This window comes from Pseudomonas sp. H1_F01, assembly GCF_054681425.1.
The window spans coordinates 2992813-3008805 of the sequence record NZ_CP162823.1; the positions used below are offsets into that span (position 1 = coordinate 2992813).

The 15993-nt window shown below is 62.2% G+C and carries 9 protein-coding genes; 2 read left to right on the forward strand and 7 right to left on the reverse strand.

The genetic code is table 11. The features are described 5' to 3' along the window. Position 1 precedes the first annotated feature (1 nt). The 6 genes from AB4O09_RS13855 to AB4O09_RS13880 all read right to left on the reverse strand — a co-directional run bounded on the left by AB4O09_RS13855 (position 2) and on the right by AB4O09_RS13880 (position 7586). A complete protein-coding gene (locus tag AB4O09_RS13855) occupies positions 2–961 on the reverse strand; it encodes an AAA family ATPase (RefSeq protein WP_003202654.1) in 960 nt (319 codons plus the stop codon). 1312 nt (positions 962–2273) lie between these two features. Beyond that, on the reverse strand, positions 2274–3251 hold the full coding sequence (locus tag AB4O09_RS13860) for an NAD(P)-dependent oxidoreductase (RefSeq protein WP_038857249.1): 978 nt from the start codon (positions 3249–3251) through the stop codon (positions 2274–2276). Between the two features lie 15 nt (positions 3252–3266). After that, complete coding sequence (locus tag AB4O09_RS13865; protein ID WP_003202651.1) at positions 3267–4565, reverse strand: MFS transporter; 1299 nt, start codon at positions 4563–4565, stop codon at positions 3267–3269. An 86-nt stretch (positions 4566–4651) separates the two neighbouring features. Continuing rightward, positions 4652–5632, reverse strand: a complete 981-nt coding sequence (locus AB4O09_RS13870; RefSeq protein ID WP_123423097.1) for a sugar kinase — start codon at positions 5630–5632, stop codon at positions 4652–4654. Next, on the reverse strand, positions 5625–6407 hold the full coding sequence (locus AB4O09_RS13875; protein WP_038857623.1) for a sugar phosphate isomerase/epimerase family protein: 783 nt from the start codon (positions 6405–6407) through the stop codon (positions 5625–5627). The genes AB4O09_RS13870 and AB4O09_RS13875 overlap by 8 nt, the downstream gene beginning before the upstream one ends. Before the next feature lie 153 nt (positions 6408–6560). Beyond that, positions 6561–7586, reverse strand: a complete 1026-nt coding sequence (locus AB4O09_RS13880) for a LacI family DNA-binding transcriptional regulator (RefSeq protein ID WP_013693550.1) — start codon at positions 7584–7586, stop codon at positions 6561–6563. Positions 7587–7841: 255 nt separating this feature from the next. Between AB4O09_RS13880 and AB4O09_RS13885 the strand changes: the two genes are divergently transcribed. Then, positions 7842–9995 (forward strand): WG repeat-containing protein, encoded by a 2154-nt coding sequence (locus AB4O09_RS13885; protein WP_038859338.1) that lies wholly within the window; start codon positions 7842–7844, stop codon positions 9993–9995. A gap of 172 nt (positions 9996–10167) precedes the next feature. On the opposite strand, the gene AB4O09_RS13890 is transcribed toward AB4O09_RS13885, so the two are convergent. After that, positions 10168–10521 (reverse strand): hypothetical protein, encoded by a 354-nt coding sequence (locus AB4O09_RS13890; RefSeq protein WP_003202641.1) that lies wholly within the window; start codon positions 10519–10521, stop codon positions 10168–10170. A gap of 442 nt (positions 10522–10963) precedes the next feature. Between AB4O09_RS13890 and AB4O09_RS13895 the strand changes: the two genes are divergently transcribed. Further along, positions 10964–15832: an NAD-glutamate dehydrogenase gene (locus AB4O09_RS13895; RefSeq protein WP_003202639.1), complete on the forward strand. Its 4869-nt coding sequence runs from the start codon at positions 10964–10966 to the stop codon at positions 15830–15832. Positions 15833–15993: the final 161 nt, after the last annotated feature.

Here is a 15993-nt window from a genome sequence, read left to right on the forward strand (position 1 = left end):
CTCAAGCGACAGCGACGACGTCGAGAATCCGCTGCACGACCCGGTCCTGGTCGATGCCAGCGGCCTCGGCTTCGAACGACAGGATGATGCGATGGCGCAGCACGTCGAACAGCACGGCCTGGATATCTTCCGGGCTGACAAAGTCGCGTCCGGCCAGCCAGGCGTGGGCACGGGCGCAGCGGTCCAGGGCGATGGAACCCCGCGGGCTGGCGCCGTAGGCGATCCATTCGGCCATTTCCGGATCGAACTTGGCCGGGTTACGGGTGGCCATGATCAGTTGCACCAAGTATTCCTCCACGGCGTCGGCCATGTACAACCCGAGGATTTCCTTGCGCGCGGAGAAAATCGCCTGCTGGCTCACGCGGCGTTCGGGCTTGGTCTCGCCGTTCAGCGCTTCACCCCGGGCCTGCTGCAGGATACGGCGTTCCACCGCGGCATCGGGAAAGCCGATCTTGACGTGCATCAGGAACCGGTCGAGCTGGGCTTCGGGCAGCGGGTAGGTGCCTTCCTGCTCGATCGGGTTCTGCGTGGCCATCACCAGGAACAGCGGCGACAGTTCATAGGTGCTGCGCCCAACGCTGACCTGGCGCTCGGCCATGGCTTCGAGCAAGGCCGACTGGACCTTGGCCGGCGCGCGGTTGATTTCGTCCGCCAGCACCAGGTTATGGAAAATCGGCCCTTGCTGGAACACGAAACTGCCGGTTTCCGGGCGGTAGATTTCCGTACCGGTGATGTCGGCGGGCAGCAGGTCAGGGGTGAACTGAATGCGATGGAATTGCGCTTCGACGCCTTCGGCCAGTTCCTTGATGGCCTTGGTCTTGGCCAGCCCCGGCGCGCCTTCCACCAGCATGTGGCCGTCGGCAAGCAGGGCGATGAGCAGACGCTCGATGAGTTTTTCCTGGCCGAGAATCTGCGTTGAAAGAAAGGTTCGCAGCGCAAGCAGCGCTTCACGATGTTCCATCGGTGACTGTTCCTGGAAAGGGTGGCCCCAGGCGTTCGGATAACGCCGGGGCTGGGGGCGTTACTTTAATGCATGGCGGGGGGTGGCGACTAACGGGATTTTGTCTGGCGTGCGGATTTGTGATCGGTTTGGAGTCATTGTGGGAGCGGGCTTGCTCGCGATGACGGCGACACATTCAACTTCAATGCAGCCTGACCCACCGCTAGCGCGAGCAAGCTCGGCTCCCACAGGGGTGGCGATGGACACCGATGCCATGAGCACCCGAGATCAGTGTGGGAGCCGAGCTTGCTCGCGATGACGGCGGGACATTCAACTTCAATGCAGCCTGACCCACCGCTATCGCGAGCAAGCTCAGCTCCCACAGGGGGTGGCGATGGACACCGATGCCATGAGCACCCGAGATCAGTGTGGGAGCGGGCTTGCTCGCGATGACGGCGGCACATTCAACTTCAATGCAGCCTGACCCACCGCTATCGCGAGCAAGCTCAGCTCCCACAGGGGTTGGCGATGGACACTGATGCCATGAGCACCCGAGATCAGTGTGGGAGCCGAGCTTGCTCGCGATGACGGCGGCACATTCAACTTCAATGCAGCCTGACCCACCGCTATCGCGAGCAAGCTCAGCTCCCACAGGGGTTGGCGATGGACACCGATGCCATGAGCACCCGGGATCAGTGTGGGAGCCGAGCTTGCTCGCGATGACGGCGGCACATTCAACTTCAATGCAGCCTGACCCACCGCTATCGCGAGCAAGCTCAGCTCCCACAGGGGGTGGCGATGGACACCGATGCCATGAGCACCCGAGATCAGTGTGGGAGCCGAGCTTGCTCGCGATGACGGCGGGACATTCAACTTCAATGCAGCCTGACCCACCGCTATCGCGAGCAAGCTCAGCTCCCACAGGGGTTGGCGATGGACACCGATGCCATGAGCACCCGGGATCAGTGTGGGAGCCGAGCTTGCTCGCGATGACGGCGGGACATTCAACTTCAATGCAGCCTGACCCACCGCTATCGCGAGCAAGCTCAGCTCCCACAGGGGTTGGCGATGGACACTGATGCCATGAGCACCCGAGATCAGTGTGGGAGCCGAGCTTGCTCGCGATGACGGCGGCACATTCAATTTCAATGCAGCCTGACCCACCGCTATCGCGAGCAAGCTCAGCTCCCACAGGGGTTGGCGATGGACACTGATGCCATGAGCACCCGAGATCAGTGTGGGAGCCGAGCTTGCTCGCGATGACGGCGGCACATTCAACTTCAATGCAGCCTGACCCACCGCTATCGCGAGCAAGCTCAGCTCCCACAGGAACTCAGCCCCGCCACGCCCCTGGATTCACCAGATTCACCGGCCGCTCCCCCGCCAATGCCGCCAACAGGTTGTCCACCGCACAACGCGCCATCGCTTCCCGTGTCTCGTAGGTGGCCGAGCCCATATGCGGGGTCGCGACCACGTTATCCATTTGCAATAGCGGCGAATCCGCACTCAAGGGTTCGCGCTCGAACACATCCAGCCCCGCGCCACGGATCTGCCCGCTGCGCAGGGCGTCGATCAGCGCCGCTTCATCGACCACCTTGCCCCGGGAAATATTGATGAAAATGGTTTCAGGGCGCATCTGCGCGAACGCTTGTGCACCGATCAGCCCTTGAGTCTCAGCGGTCAAGGGCAGGGTCAGGCAAATGAAGTCCGCCTGCTGCAACAGTGTCTTGAGGCTGCAATAGCGCGCGCCGAAACGCTGCTCGACCGCGGGCTTGGGTGAATGGCTGTGGTAGAGCACCGGCATGCCGAAGCCGAAATGCCCGCGTTGGGCCAGGGCCTCGCCAATGCGGCCCATGCCGATGATGCCCAGGGTCTTGCCATGGACGTCGGTGCCGAAATGCCGCGGGCCGATGCTCTGTTGCCACTCTCCTGCGCGAACCAGGTTGGCCAGTTCCACCACGCGTCGAGCGGTCGCCAGGATCAAGGCGAACCCAGTGTCGGCGGTGGTTTCGGTCAGCACGTCGGGGGTATTACTGAGCAGGATCCGGCGTTCGGTCAGGTAATCGATGTCGTAGTTGTCGACCCCCACCGAGACGCTGGCGATGGCTTGCAGGTTCGGCGCCAGGTCCAACAGCGCCGCATCCAGCTTGAGGCTGGCGCCCAGCAGGCCGTGGGCGGCGGGGAGGGCGTCGCGCAGTTGCGCCAGGCCCTGGGCATCGAGGCGCTCGATGAGCGTGACGTGGGCCTGGGCTTGCAGACGGGCCATCAATTGAGGGGACAGCGCTTTGTACAACACCACATGCTTTTTCATGGGACGGGTCTCGATTCAGGAACGGGCGGGCGCCGGGTGTGGCGTCGCGGTATTGGAGACTTCCCGGTCGCTGGCGCCGGGCTTGAGGGCGAGGGTCAGTACCACCGACAGCAGCAAAGCGCCGCTCATCAGCAGGAAGGACATGCCAGGGGAGCCGGTGGTGCCGTTGAGGTAGCCCACCAGATACGAGCCGCCGAACGAACCCAGCGCGCCCATGCTGTTGATCAACGCCATGGCGCCGCCGGCGACGTTGGCCGGGAGGATTTCCGGAACGATGGCAAAGAACGGACCATACGGCGCGTACATGCAAGCGCCGGCGACCACCAGCAAGCCATAGGACCACCAGAAATGCTCGGCCCCCAGCAGGTAGGAGGCGTAGAACGCGACGGAGGCGATCAGCAGGGGCGGCCAGACAAAACGCTTGCGCTTCTGCGCCTTGTCCGACGCCCAGGACACCACCAGCATGCCGATCACTGCCGCCAGGTAAGGCAAGGACGATAGCCACCCGGCCTCGACCATGTTCATCTGCAGGCCGGCCTTGAGGATCGACGGCAACCACAGCACGAACCCGTAGACCCCGATGCTCCAGCAGAAAAACTGCAGCGCCAGGATGATCACCTTGGGCGAGCGAAAGGCCTCGGCGTAGTTCTTCACTGCCTTGATGCCGACCTGTTCGGCCGCCAAGGCGCTTTCCAGGTCCCGTTTCTCCTGATCGCTGAGCCACTTGGCCTGGGCTGGGCGATCATCGGCCAGGCGCCACCAAATAAAGGCCCAGAGCACCGCCGGCAGGCCTTCGATGATGAACATCCAGCGCCAGTCGAACTGCTGCACCAGGTAACCCGACACCACCGACATCCAGAGCATGGTCACCGGGTTGCCAAGGATCAGGAAGGTATTGGCGCGCGAGCGTTCGGCCCGGGTGAACCAGTGGCACAGGTACACCAGCATCGCCGGCATCACGGCGGCCTCGACCACCCCGAGCATGAAGCGGATCACGATCAACCAGTAGGCGTTGGAGACCACGCCCGTCAGGGTGGCCAGTGAGCCCCAGAGAATCAGGCTGACGAAGATCAGCTTCTTCACGCTGTGCTTTTGCGCGTAGATCGCCCCCGGTACCTGGAAGAAAAAGTAGCCGAGGAAAAACAGTGCGCCGAGCAGCGATGACAGCCCCGGGGTGATCATCAGGTCCTTGGCCATGCCCGAGGCGGCGGCAAATCCATAGTTGGCCCGGTCCAGGTAGGCCAGGCTGTAGGTGATGAACACGATGGGCATGATGTACCACCAGCGACGGGTGGCGAGGTTGAGCGTTTGCATGTCGTTGACTCCTGAGCTTGTTGTTTTTGTTGCAGCAGGTGCGTTTTGTGGTAGCTCTATCGCGAGCAAGCTCGCTCCCACAGGGGTTAACTCGATCCCATGTGGGAGCGAGCTTGCTCGCGATAGGCGGTTTCAAATTCAGCCAATAACTCGGTGCGCGTCGGCAACCCTTCCATATCCCCACGGCTCTGCACCGCGCGGCTGCCGATCCAGTTGGCGCGCTGCACGGCCTCGGTGATGGCGCGGCCGTCGAGCAACGCACTGATCAGGCCGACGGCGAAGCCATCGCCAGCGCCCACGGTGTCCACCACCCGGGCTACCGGTACGCCGGCGATAACGCCCTGGTCCAGGTGCGTGCGGTAATAGGCACCGTCCGCGCCGAGCTTGATCACGACGATTTCGGCGCCTTGATCCAGATAGAACGCGGCGATATCGGCCGGGTCGTCGAAACCGGTCAGCAAGCGACCTTCGCCGAGCCCCGGCAGGACCCAGTGGGCGAGGGCGGCGAGGCGATTGATTTGCGCAATCATGGCCGACTCGCTGGTCCACAGGCTCGGCCTCAGGTTGGGGTCGAACGACAGGCTGCGGCCGGCTTCGCGCATGCGGGTCATCAATTCAAAGGACATCTCGCGGGCCGTGGCCGACAACGCCGGGACGATGCCGGTGGCGTGCAAGTGACGGGCTTCAAGCAGCGCTGGCGCGATGGAATCGATCGACAGATGACTGGCCGCCGAGCCACGACGGAAATACTCGACCTGCGGGTCGCTGCCATCGTCGGTACGCGACTTGAACTGAAAGCCGGTGGGGTGCGTTGGATCGACCGCTACGTGGCGACAATCCAGGCCTTCGTTTTCCAGGGTCTGCACCACGAAGCGTCCCAGGGAATCAGCGCCGACCCGGCTCAGCCACGCAACCTTGAAGTCCAGTCGCGACAGGCCGATGGCCACGTTGCTGTCGGCCCCGGCGATACGCTTGTGGAACTGGTCGACGCTGACCAGCTCACCGCGCTGGTCAGCCACCAGCATCGCCATGGTTTCGCCGAACGACAACACATCGAACTCAGGCATGGGCAGGCTCCCGGCGCGATTGTCCGAGACGGGACAGCGTGGCGACATGTCCAGCGGTCAATTGCAACAAGTCTTCGCCTTGCAGCGGATATTCGGCGGCGCGCATCACACCGACGGGCATGTGCTTGAGCAGTTGTTCCCACAGGTGCAGGTCGGTCATGGCCGGAGGCACGGCGACCAGTTTGCCGTCGGCGCGCTGGGCCACTGCCTTGCAATGCACGTAAGCCACATACCGTCCGAGCTGTCGGGCGGCGACGGCGGCCGATTGGTCCTGCCATTGCCAGTTGCCGATGTCGAAGGTCATGCCGACGGGCAATGCGTGCGCTTCTGCTGCGCTGAAGAAACGTTGCAACGGTTCGATCCGTCCGCCTTGCAAGGTCTGGTCGTTTTCCACCAGCAACTGCACCGGGCTTGCGCCGAGCACATCCGCCAATGCCGACAGATCATGGGTGTCGGTGAAGTGCCCGAGGGAGACTTTCAGCCATGCCGCGCCGAACGCCTCGGACCGTTGCAGGGTCAGCGCCAGGGCGGGGTTGGGCCTGGACTGCCCGGCGAGCCACAGCTCCAGTGGCGACGAGAAAATACTTTGCAGCCCCTGGGCGCGAGCGCGAGCGGCCAGCTCGGCGGGCTGTTCGGTGGTGAGCAATTCTTCGCGCCATTCGATGCGCGAGGCACCGGCTGCTGCCAGCAGATCGATGAAACTGCCTTGGCCTTGTTGCCGTATCAGGTCGGCGCCGTAGCTGGAAAGACTGATGGAGACGGGTGGATTGTGCATTGTTTTTATACCTCTGAAACCGGTTTCAGTTTTGTGCAAAAAAAGGTGGTGTGCTTCAGGGCCTCATCGCGAGCAAGCTCGCTCCCACACGGGATCTGCGTCGCGCTGGAAATCCCTGTGGGAGCGAGCTTGCTCGCGATAAGGCCGGCTCGATCATCGAGAAACCCCACGCGTCGACCCACGCTCGATCAACCGCGCCGCAAAATCCAAGGTCCGCACTGGCCCTTTATCCCCACGCAAACGCTTGAGCAGACAGTCGAACGCACTGGCGCCGATCTCCGCTGTCGGTTGGGCCAGGGCCGTGATGCCGCTGCCCACCAAGGGGTACCAATCCAGATCGTCGAGGGCAATCAGGCCTACGTCGTCGAACAAGTGGCAACCGAGCTCGCGCAACACCGTCGTGGCGGCCAGCGCGGCAATGCCATTGGCACAGAACAGCGCCTTGGGGCCTTGCCCCGGTTGGGCCAGGAAAGCCTTGATGCGCGCGCTCAGTTGATCGCAGGTTTCCACCACGGCGCCGGTCAGGGCAGGGCGTCGCGCGATGCCGGTCTTGAAACTCTCGACTCGCTCGATTCGTGAGCTGGTGCCGTCGAACGGTTCGGTCACCAGCAACAGATCGCGGTAGCCCCGTTGTTCGAGGTGATCGAGGGCCATCTCGACGGCCTTTGGGTTGTCGAGGCCGACCAGGTCGCTGTCGAGTTGATCGACCTTGCGATCCACCAACACCAGAGGCATTTCGCTGCGCAGTTCAAACAGTTCGTCACGGTGGTGACCCAGGGTGTTCACGATCAACCCTTCGATGTTGTAGGCGCGCAACAGCGCCAGGTGCTGGCGCTCCTGCTCGTCATCACGGTCGGTGTTGCACACCACCAGGCTGTAGCCATGGCGACGACAGGCGGTTTCCACGCCATGCATCACGGCAATCGAATAGGGGTTGCGGATATCGGCCACCAGCATGCCGATCAGGCGTGTGCGCCCGCGCTTGAGGCCGCGGGCCATCTGGTTCGGCCGGTAGCCCAGTTCGCTGATGGCTTGCTCGATACGCCGGGCAATGGCCTCGGAGAGCAGGGCGCGGTCCTCGCCAATGAAACGCGAGACACTGGCCTTGGAGACCCCGGCGCGTTCGGCGACATCAAGCATGGTCACGCGGCTGCGCTGGGCGGCGGAGAAAGAATTCACGGATTGAAACCTGCTTATTGGATTTATTAGCGGTTCTGAAACCGGTTTCAGGAAACATCAGAATCCATCCCTCCGTCAAGGGCGACGTGTCAGAGGCACGACCGACGGTGGTTCACTTCAGCCGGACAAGGGCGACGATCCAGGCAGGTCGGCAGGCCGAAGTAACAGAACAGGCCCTCCAGGGCGATTTGCAGCGCGTAAGGCCGTGTGGTTAGCTGCCTGCCTTCCCCAAGCCCTTTGACGATCGAAGCCTCCATGAACTTCTCCCAGCCTCGCGTGAGATTGCTGTCGATACTGAGCGTGACCTTGTTGGTGCTGGGTTGTGCGTCCTACACCCTGTTTCGCCACAGCGGCGCGCCGGTGGATGAAGGTTTCGCCGCCGAGCAACTGAACGAAGGGGGCATGGAAGACATCGGCACGCTGGCACTGCCCGAGGTGGAGAGACGCCTCAACTATTTGATTCAGGACACCGGTGAAACGCTCCGTTCCCTGGAGCTGATCAGTGACGCGCAATTGAGCCTGAGTATTGAGACGACCGAGCCTGCCGACGAGCGGCCGTTGCAGTACGAACCGCTGTTTGTCCCACTCACCAGTGCGCAACTGAAAGCTGAACTGGCCTCGATCCAGGGCCTGCGTTTTGCCCAGAGGCTATTCGCCGACGGTTCCGAAGTGAGGCTCGACACCAGCAGCCTTGATCCGCTCTGGAAGCGCGCCGCGACGCCGGATGAACCGGTGGCCGAGCAGTACCTGCCGCAGCGCCTGCGGTTTCGCGATGGCAGCGAAAAAACCTTCGCCGATCTCAAGGCGCCGCCCAAGGTCGAGTCCGACGACATGATCGCGTCCCATGACGCCTTCGCACTTGCGGTGAACAAGCCTCTGGCGAGTCTCGGCCTGACGGTCGCTTACCGCAGTTATCCGGCGTTCAGGAAAGTGGTCCTGGACAAGGATCACCCGAAGGTGACCCTGGACGATGGCCAGTCCTTCCAGCTCACCGCCCTGGGTGACGCCAGCGCCTCTGTGCGCCTGAGTACGCCGAAGATGTCGACCTTCGTGGTGCAGGGGCTGGATGACGCGGGCAAGGCGCTCTACAGCAACGGCAACAACTCCCGCGCGTTCCCCTCCGAAGGCGATATCGCGGCGTTGCACGACTATTACAAAGCGCTGCTGCAGACCAAGGACGATCTCAAGCAGCTCAAGACCGGCCAGGCGGTACAGCAGCAGTTGGAACGCCTGACCCAGGCGCTGGCCGCTCAGGTGGGGCCGTTGAAAAACACCGAGGTCGACTATCAATTCGAGGCCACCCCGCAACGCATCGTCATTCATGTGCTCGATCCGATGGAAGACAACAGCGTTGAGTTCACCCAGGTCGACAACGTCCTGGCGGAGCAGGCGCGTTACATCGCTCTGGACCGAAACGCCGAGCGCTACGGCTTCATCGACCAGGCCGGCCAGTGGTTGATCAAGCCCCGTTGGGTGCAGGTGCAAGACAGCCAGATGGCGGATACCTACACATTGTTTTCCCCGGAAAAGTCCAGCGACCCGGACTCGGACTGGCAGGCGTTGCGCAGCCAGCTCGCCTATTTTCCTGCCGGCAGCAACAAGCTCGTGGACCTGCCGTTCGAATACATCACCGAAACGTTGAGCAATGGCCTGCTGTTGGTGGAGCGGGAAACCAACGGACCTTATGGGCTCTACGATGCCAAGGGGCATCGTTTCGTATTGCCGATGAAATTCGTCAACCCCACCGTGACTGGCAACGTGTTCATCGCCCGTCTCGGCAAACGAACCGATGTCATGGAAGGCCTCTACGGCGCCTATACCCTGGACGGCAAGGAAATCCTGCCGGCGCAGTTCTCAGGCATCGAGCACAGCGAGGGTTTGCTCTACGCCAGCTCTGCCGACCGGAGTCGTCAGAACGTTTTCGACCTGGACGGTAAACGGCTCAACCTGCCGGGTGACAACGTGATAGGCCGGTTTGTCGGGCAGCAACCGCTGTTGGTGCAGGACGCTAAAAGCAGGAAGTTTGCTTTTATCAATCGCCAGGGGACGCGGCTGCCCATCAAGTTACCGTATGACGAGGTGGAACCGTTTTCCAACGGCATGGCGGTGGTCGCACGCGCCGGCAGCTATGGCGCCATCGACCTGGCGGGCATCTTGCGAGTCCCGCTGGAGTACAGCCAGCTCAACGCGTTCCAGACTCGGTACGCAGCGGCCATTCGGGCCGGTGGTGGTTCCGGGCTGGTCCTGATCAGTCAAGACAACAAACTGATCAAGGAACTGGGGTCCTATGCCAGCCTGGAAGTGCCGGATAACGGCAATGAGGCCCGTTATTACGTGAGGGACCCGAAGGATAGTGACGCGTACCTGGCCTATGACGCTGACGGCAATCTGGTGCAGAAAGACGAATAACAGCCGGTGCACGGATCCCTCGCCACGCAAGAGCAGTCGCCTTTGATCGTTCCTCACGCTCCGCGTGGGAATGCCGTCAGGGACGCTCCGCGTTCTGCTTCTGGAAGGTGACGCAGAGCGTCACGGGATGCATTCCCACGCAGAGCGTGGGAACGATCAACGCCGACAGGAATCAGAGTTGGCTTATATAGGTGCCCGTCCCCTTGAGGATGTTCTGCAACGTCAGTTCCACTTCCGCCAGGTCCGCCGCATCGGTGTCGTGGGTGATTTCCAGCACGTCGTCGCCGTTCAACGCATCGGCATCCGCCGCCGCAATCTCAATCAGCAAGCGGGTAGGGCTCAGCGTGACTTTCACGCCGTCCAGCGTCGAAGGCTCGCCATCCAGGGCAATCTCCAGTTCGTCTTCGTCGGGGTAGCGGGTCATCAGGAACATTTCGCCCTGGGCGCTGTGGCAGCAGAGCATGGCCATGTTGTCTTCTTCGTCGTCGCACGGATTGGCGATCAGCAGGGTGGTGGTCATTTGCATGGTGATGGCTCCTGGCTCAATGAGCCGAAAAAAGTGGATTCTGCCAGCCTGGAGGACTTTGCGCTGGATTACCGCAATCGGGCTGCGATTTCACACTGCCAGGTGCCGTTTCGCCCCTGGGCTGCTAGGGTTGTTCGATGAACTCGGGCCGGTTTAGCTTGCCGATGACCGAATATGTCGCAGCGCTGCAAGCAGGCACATTGTCGCACTCGTTAAGCTGCGCAACGGATGTGCACCTGCAAAGGCCATCCCGGAGTGGTTTTTGCAGGTGTCCATGACATGAAATTACATGGAAAAGGATGTGACCTGCGGGTCCTGTCCAGCTTCATCCACCTGTCATCCTGTTTCCTCTGCCCGAGAATCAGGAACGGGATGGCCGACAGCCCCGCAGGGGTTGCACGCGACGCTTCAATCAATAACAAGCCCAAGCGGAGTACCACAGATGGCGTTCTTCACCGCAGCCAGCAAAGCCGACTTCCAGCATCAACTGCAAGCGGCACTGGCGCAGCACATCAGTGAACAGGCACTGCCACAAGTGGCGCTGTTCGCTGAACAATTCTTCGGCATCATTTCCCTCGATGAACTTACCCAGCGCCGGTTGTCCGACCTTGCCGGCTGCACCCTGTCTGCCTGGCGCCTGCTTGAGCGCTTCGATCACACGCAACCGCAGGTGCGCGTCTACAACCCCGATTACGAACGCCACGGCTGGCAGTCGACCCACACGGCCGTGGAAGTGTTGCACCACGATCTGCCATTCCTGGTGGACTCGGTCCGCACCGAGCTGAACCGTCGCGGCTACAGCATCCATACCCTGCAAACCACCGTGCTGAGCGTGCGTCGCGGCAGCAAGGGCGAGTTGCTGGAAATCCTGCCAAAAGGCACCCAGGGCGACGGCATCCTGCAAGAGTCGTTGATGTACCTGGAGATCGACCGCTGCGCCAACGCCGCCGAACTCAACGTCCTGAGCAAGGAACTTGAGCAAGTGCTGGGCGAAGTGCGCGTGGCCGTGGCCGACTTCGAACCGATGAAAGCCAAGGTCCAGGAAATCCTCGACAGCCTGGACAGCAGCGCCTACGCCATCGACGCTGAGGAAAAGAGCGAGATCAAGAGTTTCCTGGAATGGCTGGTGGGCAACCACTTCACCTTCCTGGGCTACGAAGAGTTCGTGGTTCGCGATGAGGCCGATGGCGGCCACATCGAATACAACCCTGATTCGTTCCTCGGCCTGACCAAATTGCTGCGCGCCGGCCTGACCGCCGAAGACCTGCGCATCGAAGACTACGCCGTCAATTACCTGCGCGAACCGACGCCGTTGTCGTTCGCCAAGGCCGCGCACCCGAGCCGCGTACACCGTCCGGCCTACCCGGACTACGTGTCGATCCGTGAAATCGACGCCAACGGCAAGGTCATCAAGGAATGCCGCTTCATGGGCCTGTACACCTCTTCGGTGTATGGCGAGAGCGTGCGGGTCATCCCGTACATCCGCCGCAAGGTCGCGGAAATCGAGCGTCGCTCGGGCTTCCAGGCCAAGGCGCACCTGGGCAAGGAACTGGCCCAGGTGGTCGAAGTGCTGCCCCGTGACGACCTGTTCCAGACCCCGGTGGACGAGCTGTTCAGCACTGTCATGTCCATCGTGCAGATCCAGGAACGCAACAAGATCCGCGTGTTCCTGCGCAAAGACCCGTATGGCCGTTTCTGCTACTGCCTGGCCTACGTGCCACGTGACATCTACTCCACCGAAGTGCGCCAGAAGATCCAGCAAGTGCTGATGGATCGCCTGAAAGCCTCGGACTGCGAGTTCTGGACCTTCTTCTCCGAGTCCGTACTGGCCCGTGTACAACTGATCCTGCGGGTGGATCCGAAGAACCGTCTCGACATCGATCCGGTCTTGCTGGAAAAAGAAGTGGTCCAGGCCTGCCGCAGCTGGAAGGACGACTACGCCAGCCTGGTCGTCGAGAGCTTCGGCGAAGCCCAGGGCACCAACGTGCTGTCGGATTTCCCGAAAGGCTTCCCGGCCGGCTACCGCGAGCGCTTTGCTGCGCACTCGGCCGTGGTCGACATGCAGCACCTGCTGAGCCTGAGCGAAAAAAATCCGCTGGTCATGAGCTTCTACCAGCCACTGGGCCAGGTCTCCGGCCAGCGTGAGCTGCACTGCAAGCTGTATCACGCCGATACGCCACTGGCGCTGTCCGACGTGCTGCCGATCCTGGAAAACCTCGGCCTGCGCGTGCTGGGCGAGTTCCCGTACCGTCTGCGCCACACCAATGGCCGCGAGTTCTGGATTCATGATTTCGCGTTCACCGCCGCCGAAGGCCTGGACCTGGATATCCAGCAACTCAACGACACCTTGCAGGACGCCTTCGTCCACATCGTGCGTGGCGATGCCGAGAACGATGCGTTCAACCGCCTGGTGCTGACCGCCGGCCTGCCATGGCGCGACGTGGCGCTGCTGCGTGCCTACGCCCGTTACCTGAAGCAGATCCGCCTGGGCTTCGACCTGGGTTACATCGCCAGCACCCTGAACAACCACACCGACATCGCTCGCGAGTTGACCCGGTTGTTCAAGACCCGCTTCTACCTGGCGCGCAAACTCAGTGGCGATGACCTGGAAGACAAGCAACTGCGCCTGGAACAAGCGATTCTCTCGGCCCTGGACGACGTCCAGGTGCTCAACGAAGACCGCATCCTGCGTCGCTACCTGGACCTGATCAAGGCCACCCTGCGGACCAACTTCTACCAGACCGACGCCAACGGCCAGAACAAGTCCTACTTCAGCTTCAAGTTCAACCCGCACCTGATCCCGGAACTGCCGAAACCGGTGCCCAAGTTCGAGATCTTCGTCTACTCGCCACGGGTCGAAGGCGTGCACCTGCGCTTCGGCAACGTTGCCCGCGGCGGCCTGCGCTGGTCCGACCGTGAAGAAGACTACCGCACCGAAGTGCTTGGCCTGGTAAAAGCCCAGCAAGTGAAGAACTCGGTGATCGTGCCGGTGGGCGCCAAGGGTGGTTTCCTGCCACGTCGCCTGCCGTTGGGCGGCAGCCGGGACGAGATCGCGGCCGAGGGCATCGCCTGCTACCGCATCTTCATCTCGGGCCTGTTGGACATCACCGACAACCTGAAGGACGGCGCACTGGTACCGCCGGCCAACGTCGTACGTCATGACGACGATGACCCGTACCTGGTGGTGGCGGCGGACAAGGGCACTGCGACCTTCTCCGACATCGCCAACGGCATCGCCATCGACTATGGCTTCTGGCTGGGCGATGCGTTCGCCTCCGGCGGTTCGGCTGGCTACGACCACAAGAAAATGGGCATCACCGCCAAGGGCGCGTGGGTCGGCGTGCAGCGCCACTTCCGCGAGCGCGGCATCAATGTCCAGGAAGACAGCATCACTGTGGTGGGCGTCGGCGACATGGCCGGCGACGTGTTCGGCAACGGCTTGTTGATGTCCGACAAGCTGCAACTGGTCGCGGCCTTCAACCACCTGCACATCTTCATCGACCCGAACCCGGAGCCTGCCAGCAGCTTTGCCGAGCGCAAGCGCCTGTTCGACCTGCCGCGTTCGGCCTGGAGCGACTACGACACCAGCATCATGTCCGAAGGCGGCGGTATCTTCTCGCGCAGCGCGAAGAGCATCGCCATCTCGCCACAGATGAAAGAACGCTTCGACATCAAGGCTGACAAGCTGACCCCGACCGAGCTGCTCAACGCCTTGCTCAAGGCGCCGGTGGACCTGTTGTGGAACGGCGGTATCGGCACCTACGTCAAGGCCAGCACTGAAAGCCACGCCGATGTCGGCGACAAGGCCAACGATGCTCTGCGCGTGAACGGCAACGAACTGCGCTGCAAGGTCGTGGGCGAGGGCGGCAACCTGGGCATGACCCAACTGGGTCGCGTCGAGTTCGGCCTCAATGGCGGCGGTTCCAACACCGACTTCATCGACAACGCGGGCGGTGTGGACTGCTCCGACCACGAAGTGAACATCAAGATCCTGCTCAACGAAGTGGTGCAGGCCGGCGACATGACCGACAAGCAACGCAACCAGTTGCTGGCGAGCATGACCGACGAAGTCGGTAGCCTGGTGTTGGGCAACAACTACAAGCAGACCCAGGCCCTGTCCCTGGCGGCGCGCCGTGCCTTCGTGCGGATCGCCGAATACAAGCGTCTGATGAACGATCTGGAAGGCCGCGGCAAGCTGGATCGCGCCATCGAGTTCCTGCCGTCTGAAGAGGCGATCAACGAGCGTGTCGCGGCGGGCCATGGCCTGACCCGTGCCGAACTGTCGGTGTTGATCTCCTACAGCAAGATCGACCTCAAGGAAGCGCTGCTCAACTCCCTGGTACCGGACGACGATTACCTGACCCGTGACATGGAGACGGCTTTCCCGCCGACGCTGGTGAACCAGTTCTCCGAGGCCATGCGTCGCCATCGCCTCAAGCGCGAGATCGTCAGCACCCAGATCGCCAACGACCTGGTCAACCACATGGGCATCACCTTCGTTCAGCGGCTCAAGGAGTCTACGGGCATGAGCCCGGCGAACGTTGCGGGTGCTTATGTCATCGTTCGGGATATCTTCCACCTCCCGCACTGGTTCCGTCAGATCGAGGCCCTGGACCACCAGGTCTCGGCCGACGTGCAACTGGAGCTGATGGACGAACTGATGCGCCTGGGTCGTCGCGCCACGCGCTGGTTCCTGCGCAGCCGCCGCAACGAGCAGAACGCTGCCCGTGACGTCGCGCACTTCGGCCCGCACCTGGCAGCGTTGGGCCTCAAGCTCGACGAACTGCTGGAAGGTCCGACCCGCGAAGGCTGGCAGACCCGCTACCAGGCCTATGTGGCCGCCGGTGTGCCGGAGTTGCTGGCGCGTATGGTTGCCGGCACCACGCACCTGTACACCTTGTTGCCGATCATCGAGGCGTCCGACGTCACCGGCCAGAACGCTGCCGATGTGGCCAAGGCCTACTTCGCCGTGGGCAGCGCCCTGGACATCACCTGGTACCTGCAACAGATCAGCGCACTGCCGGTGGAAAACAACTGGCAGGCACTGGCCCGTGAAGCGTTCCGCGATGACATCGACTGGCAGCAACGGGCGATCACCATCTCGGTCCTGCAGGACGGCGACGCGACCCAGGATGTGGAAACCCGCCTGGCGATGTGGCTTGAGCAGCATCACGAAATGGTCGAGCGCTGGCGCGCCATGCTGGTGGACATCCGTGCCGCCAGCGGCACCGACTACGCCATGTACGCGGTCGCCAACCGCGAACTGCTGGACCTGGCGTTGAGTGGTCAGGCGGTCGTGACGGCCAACTGATCCGGCGTTGAATGAAAAAGCCCCGCATTGAGAGATGCGGGGCTTTTTTTTAGATTCGCTGTGAGTCCCTGTGGGAGCGAGCTTGCTCGCGATGGCGGTGTATCAGTCACGTTCAATGTCGCTGACCCACCGCTATCGCGAGCAAGCTCGCTCCCACAGGG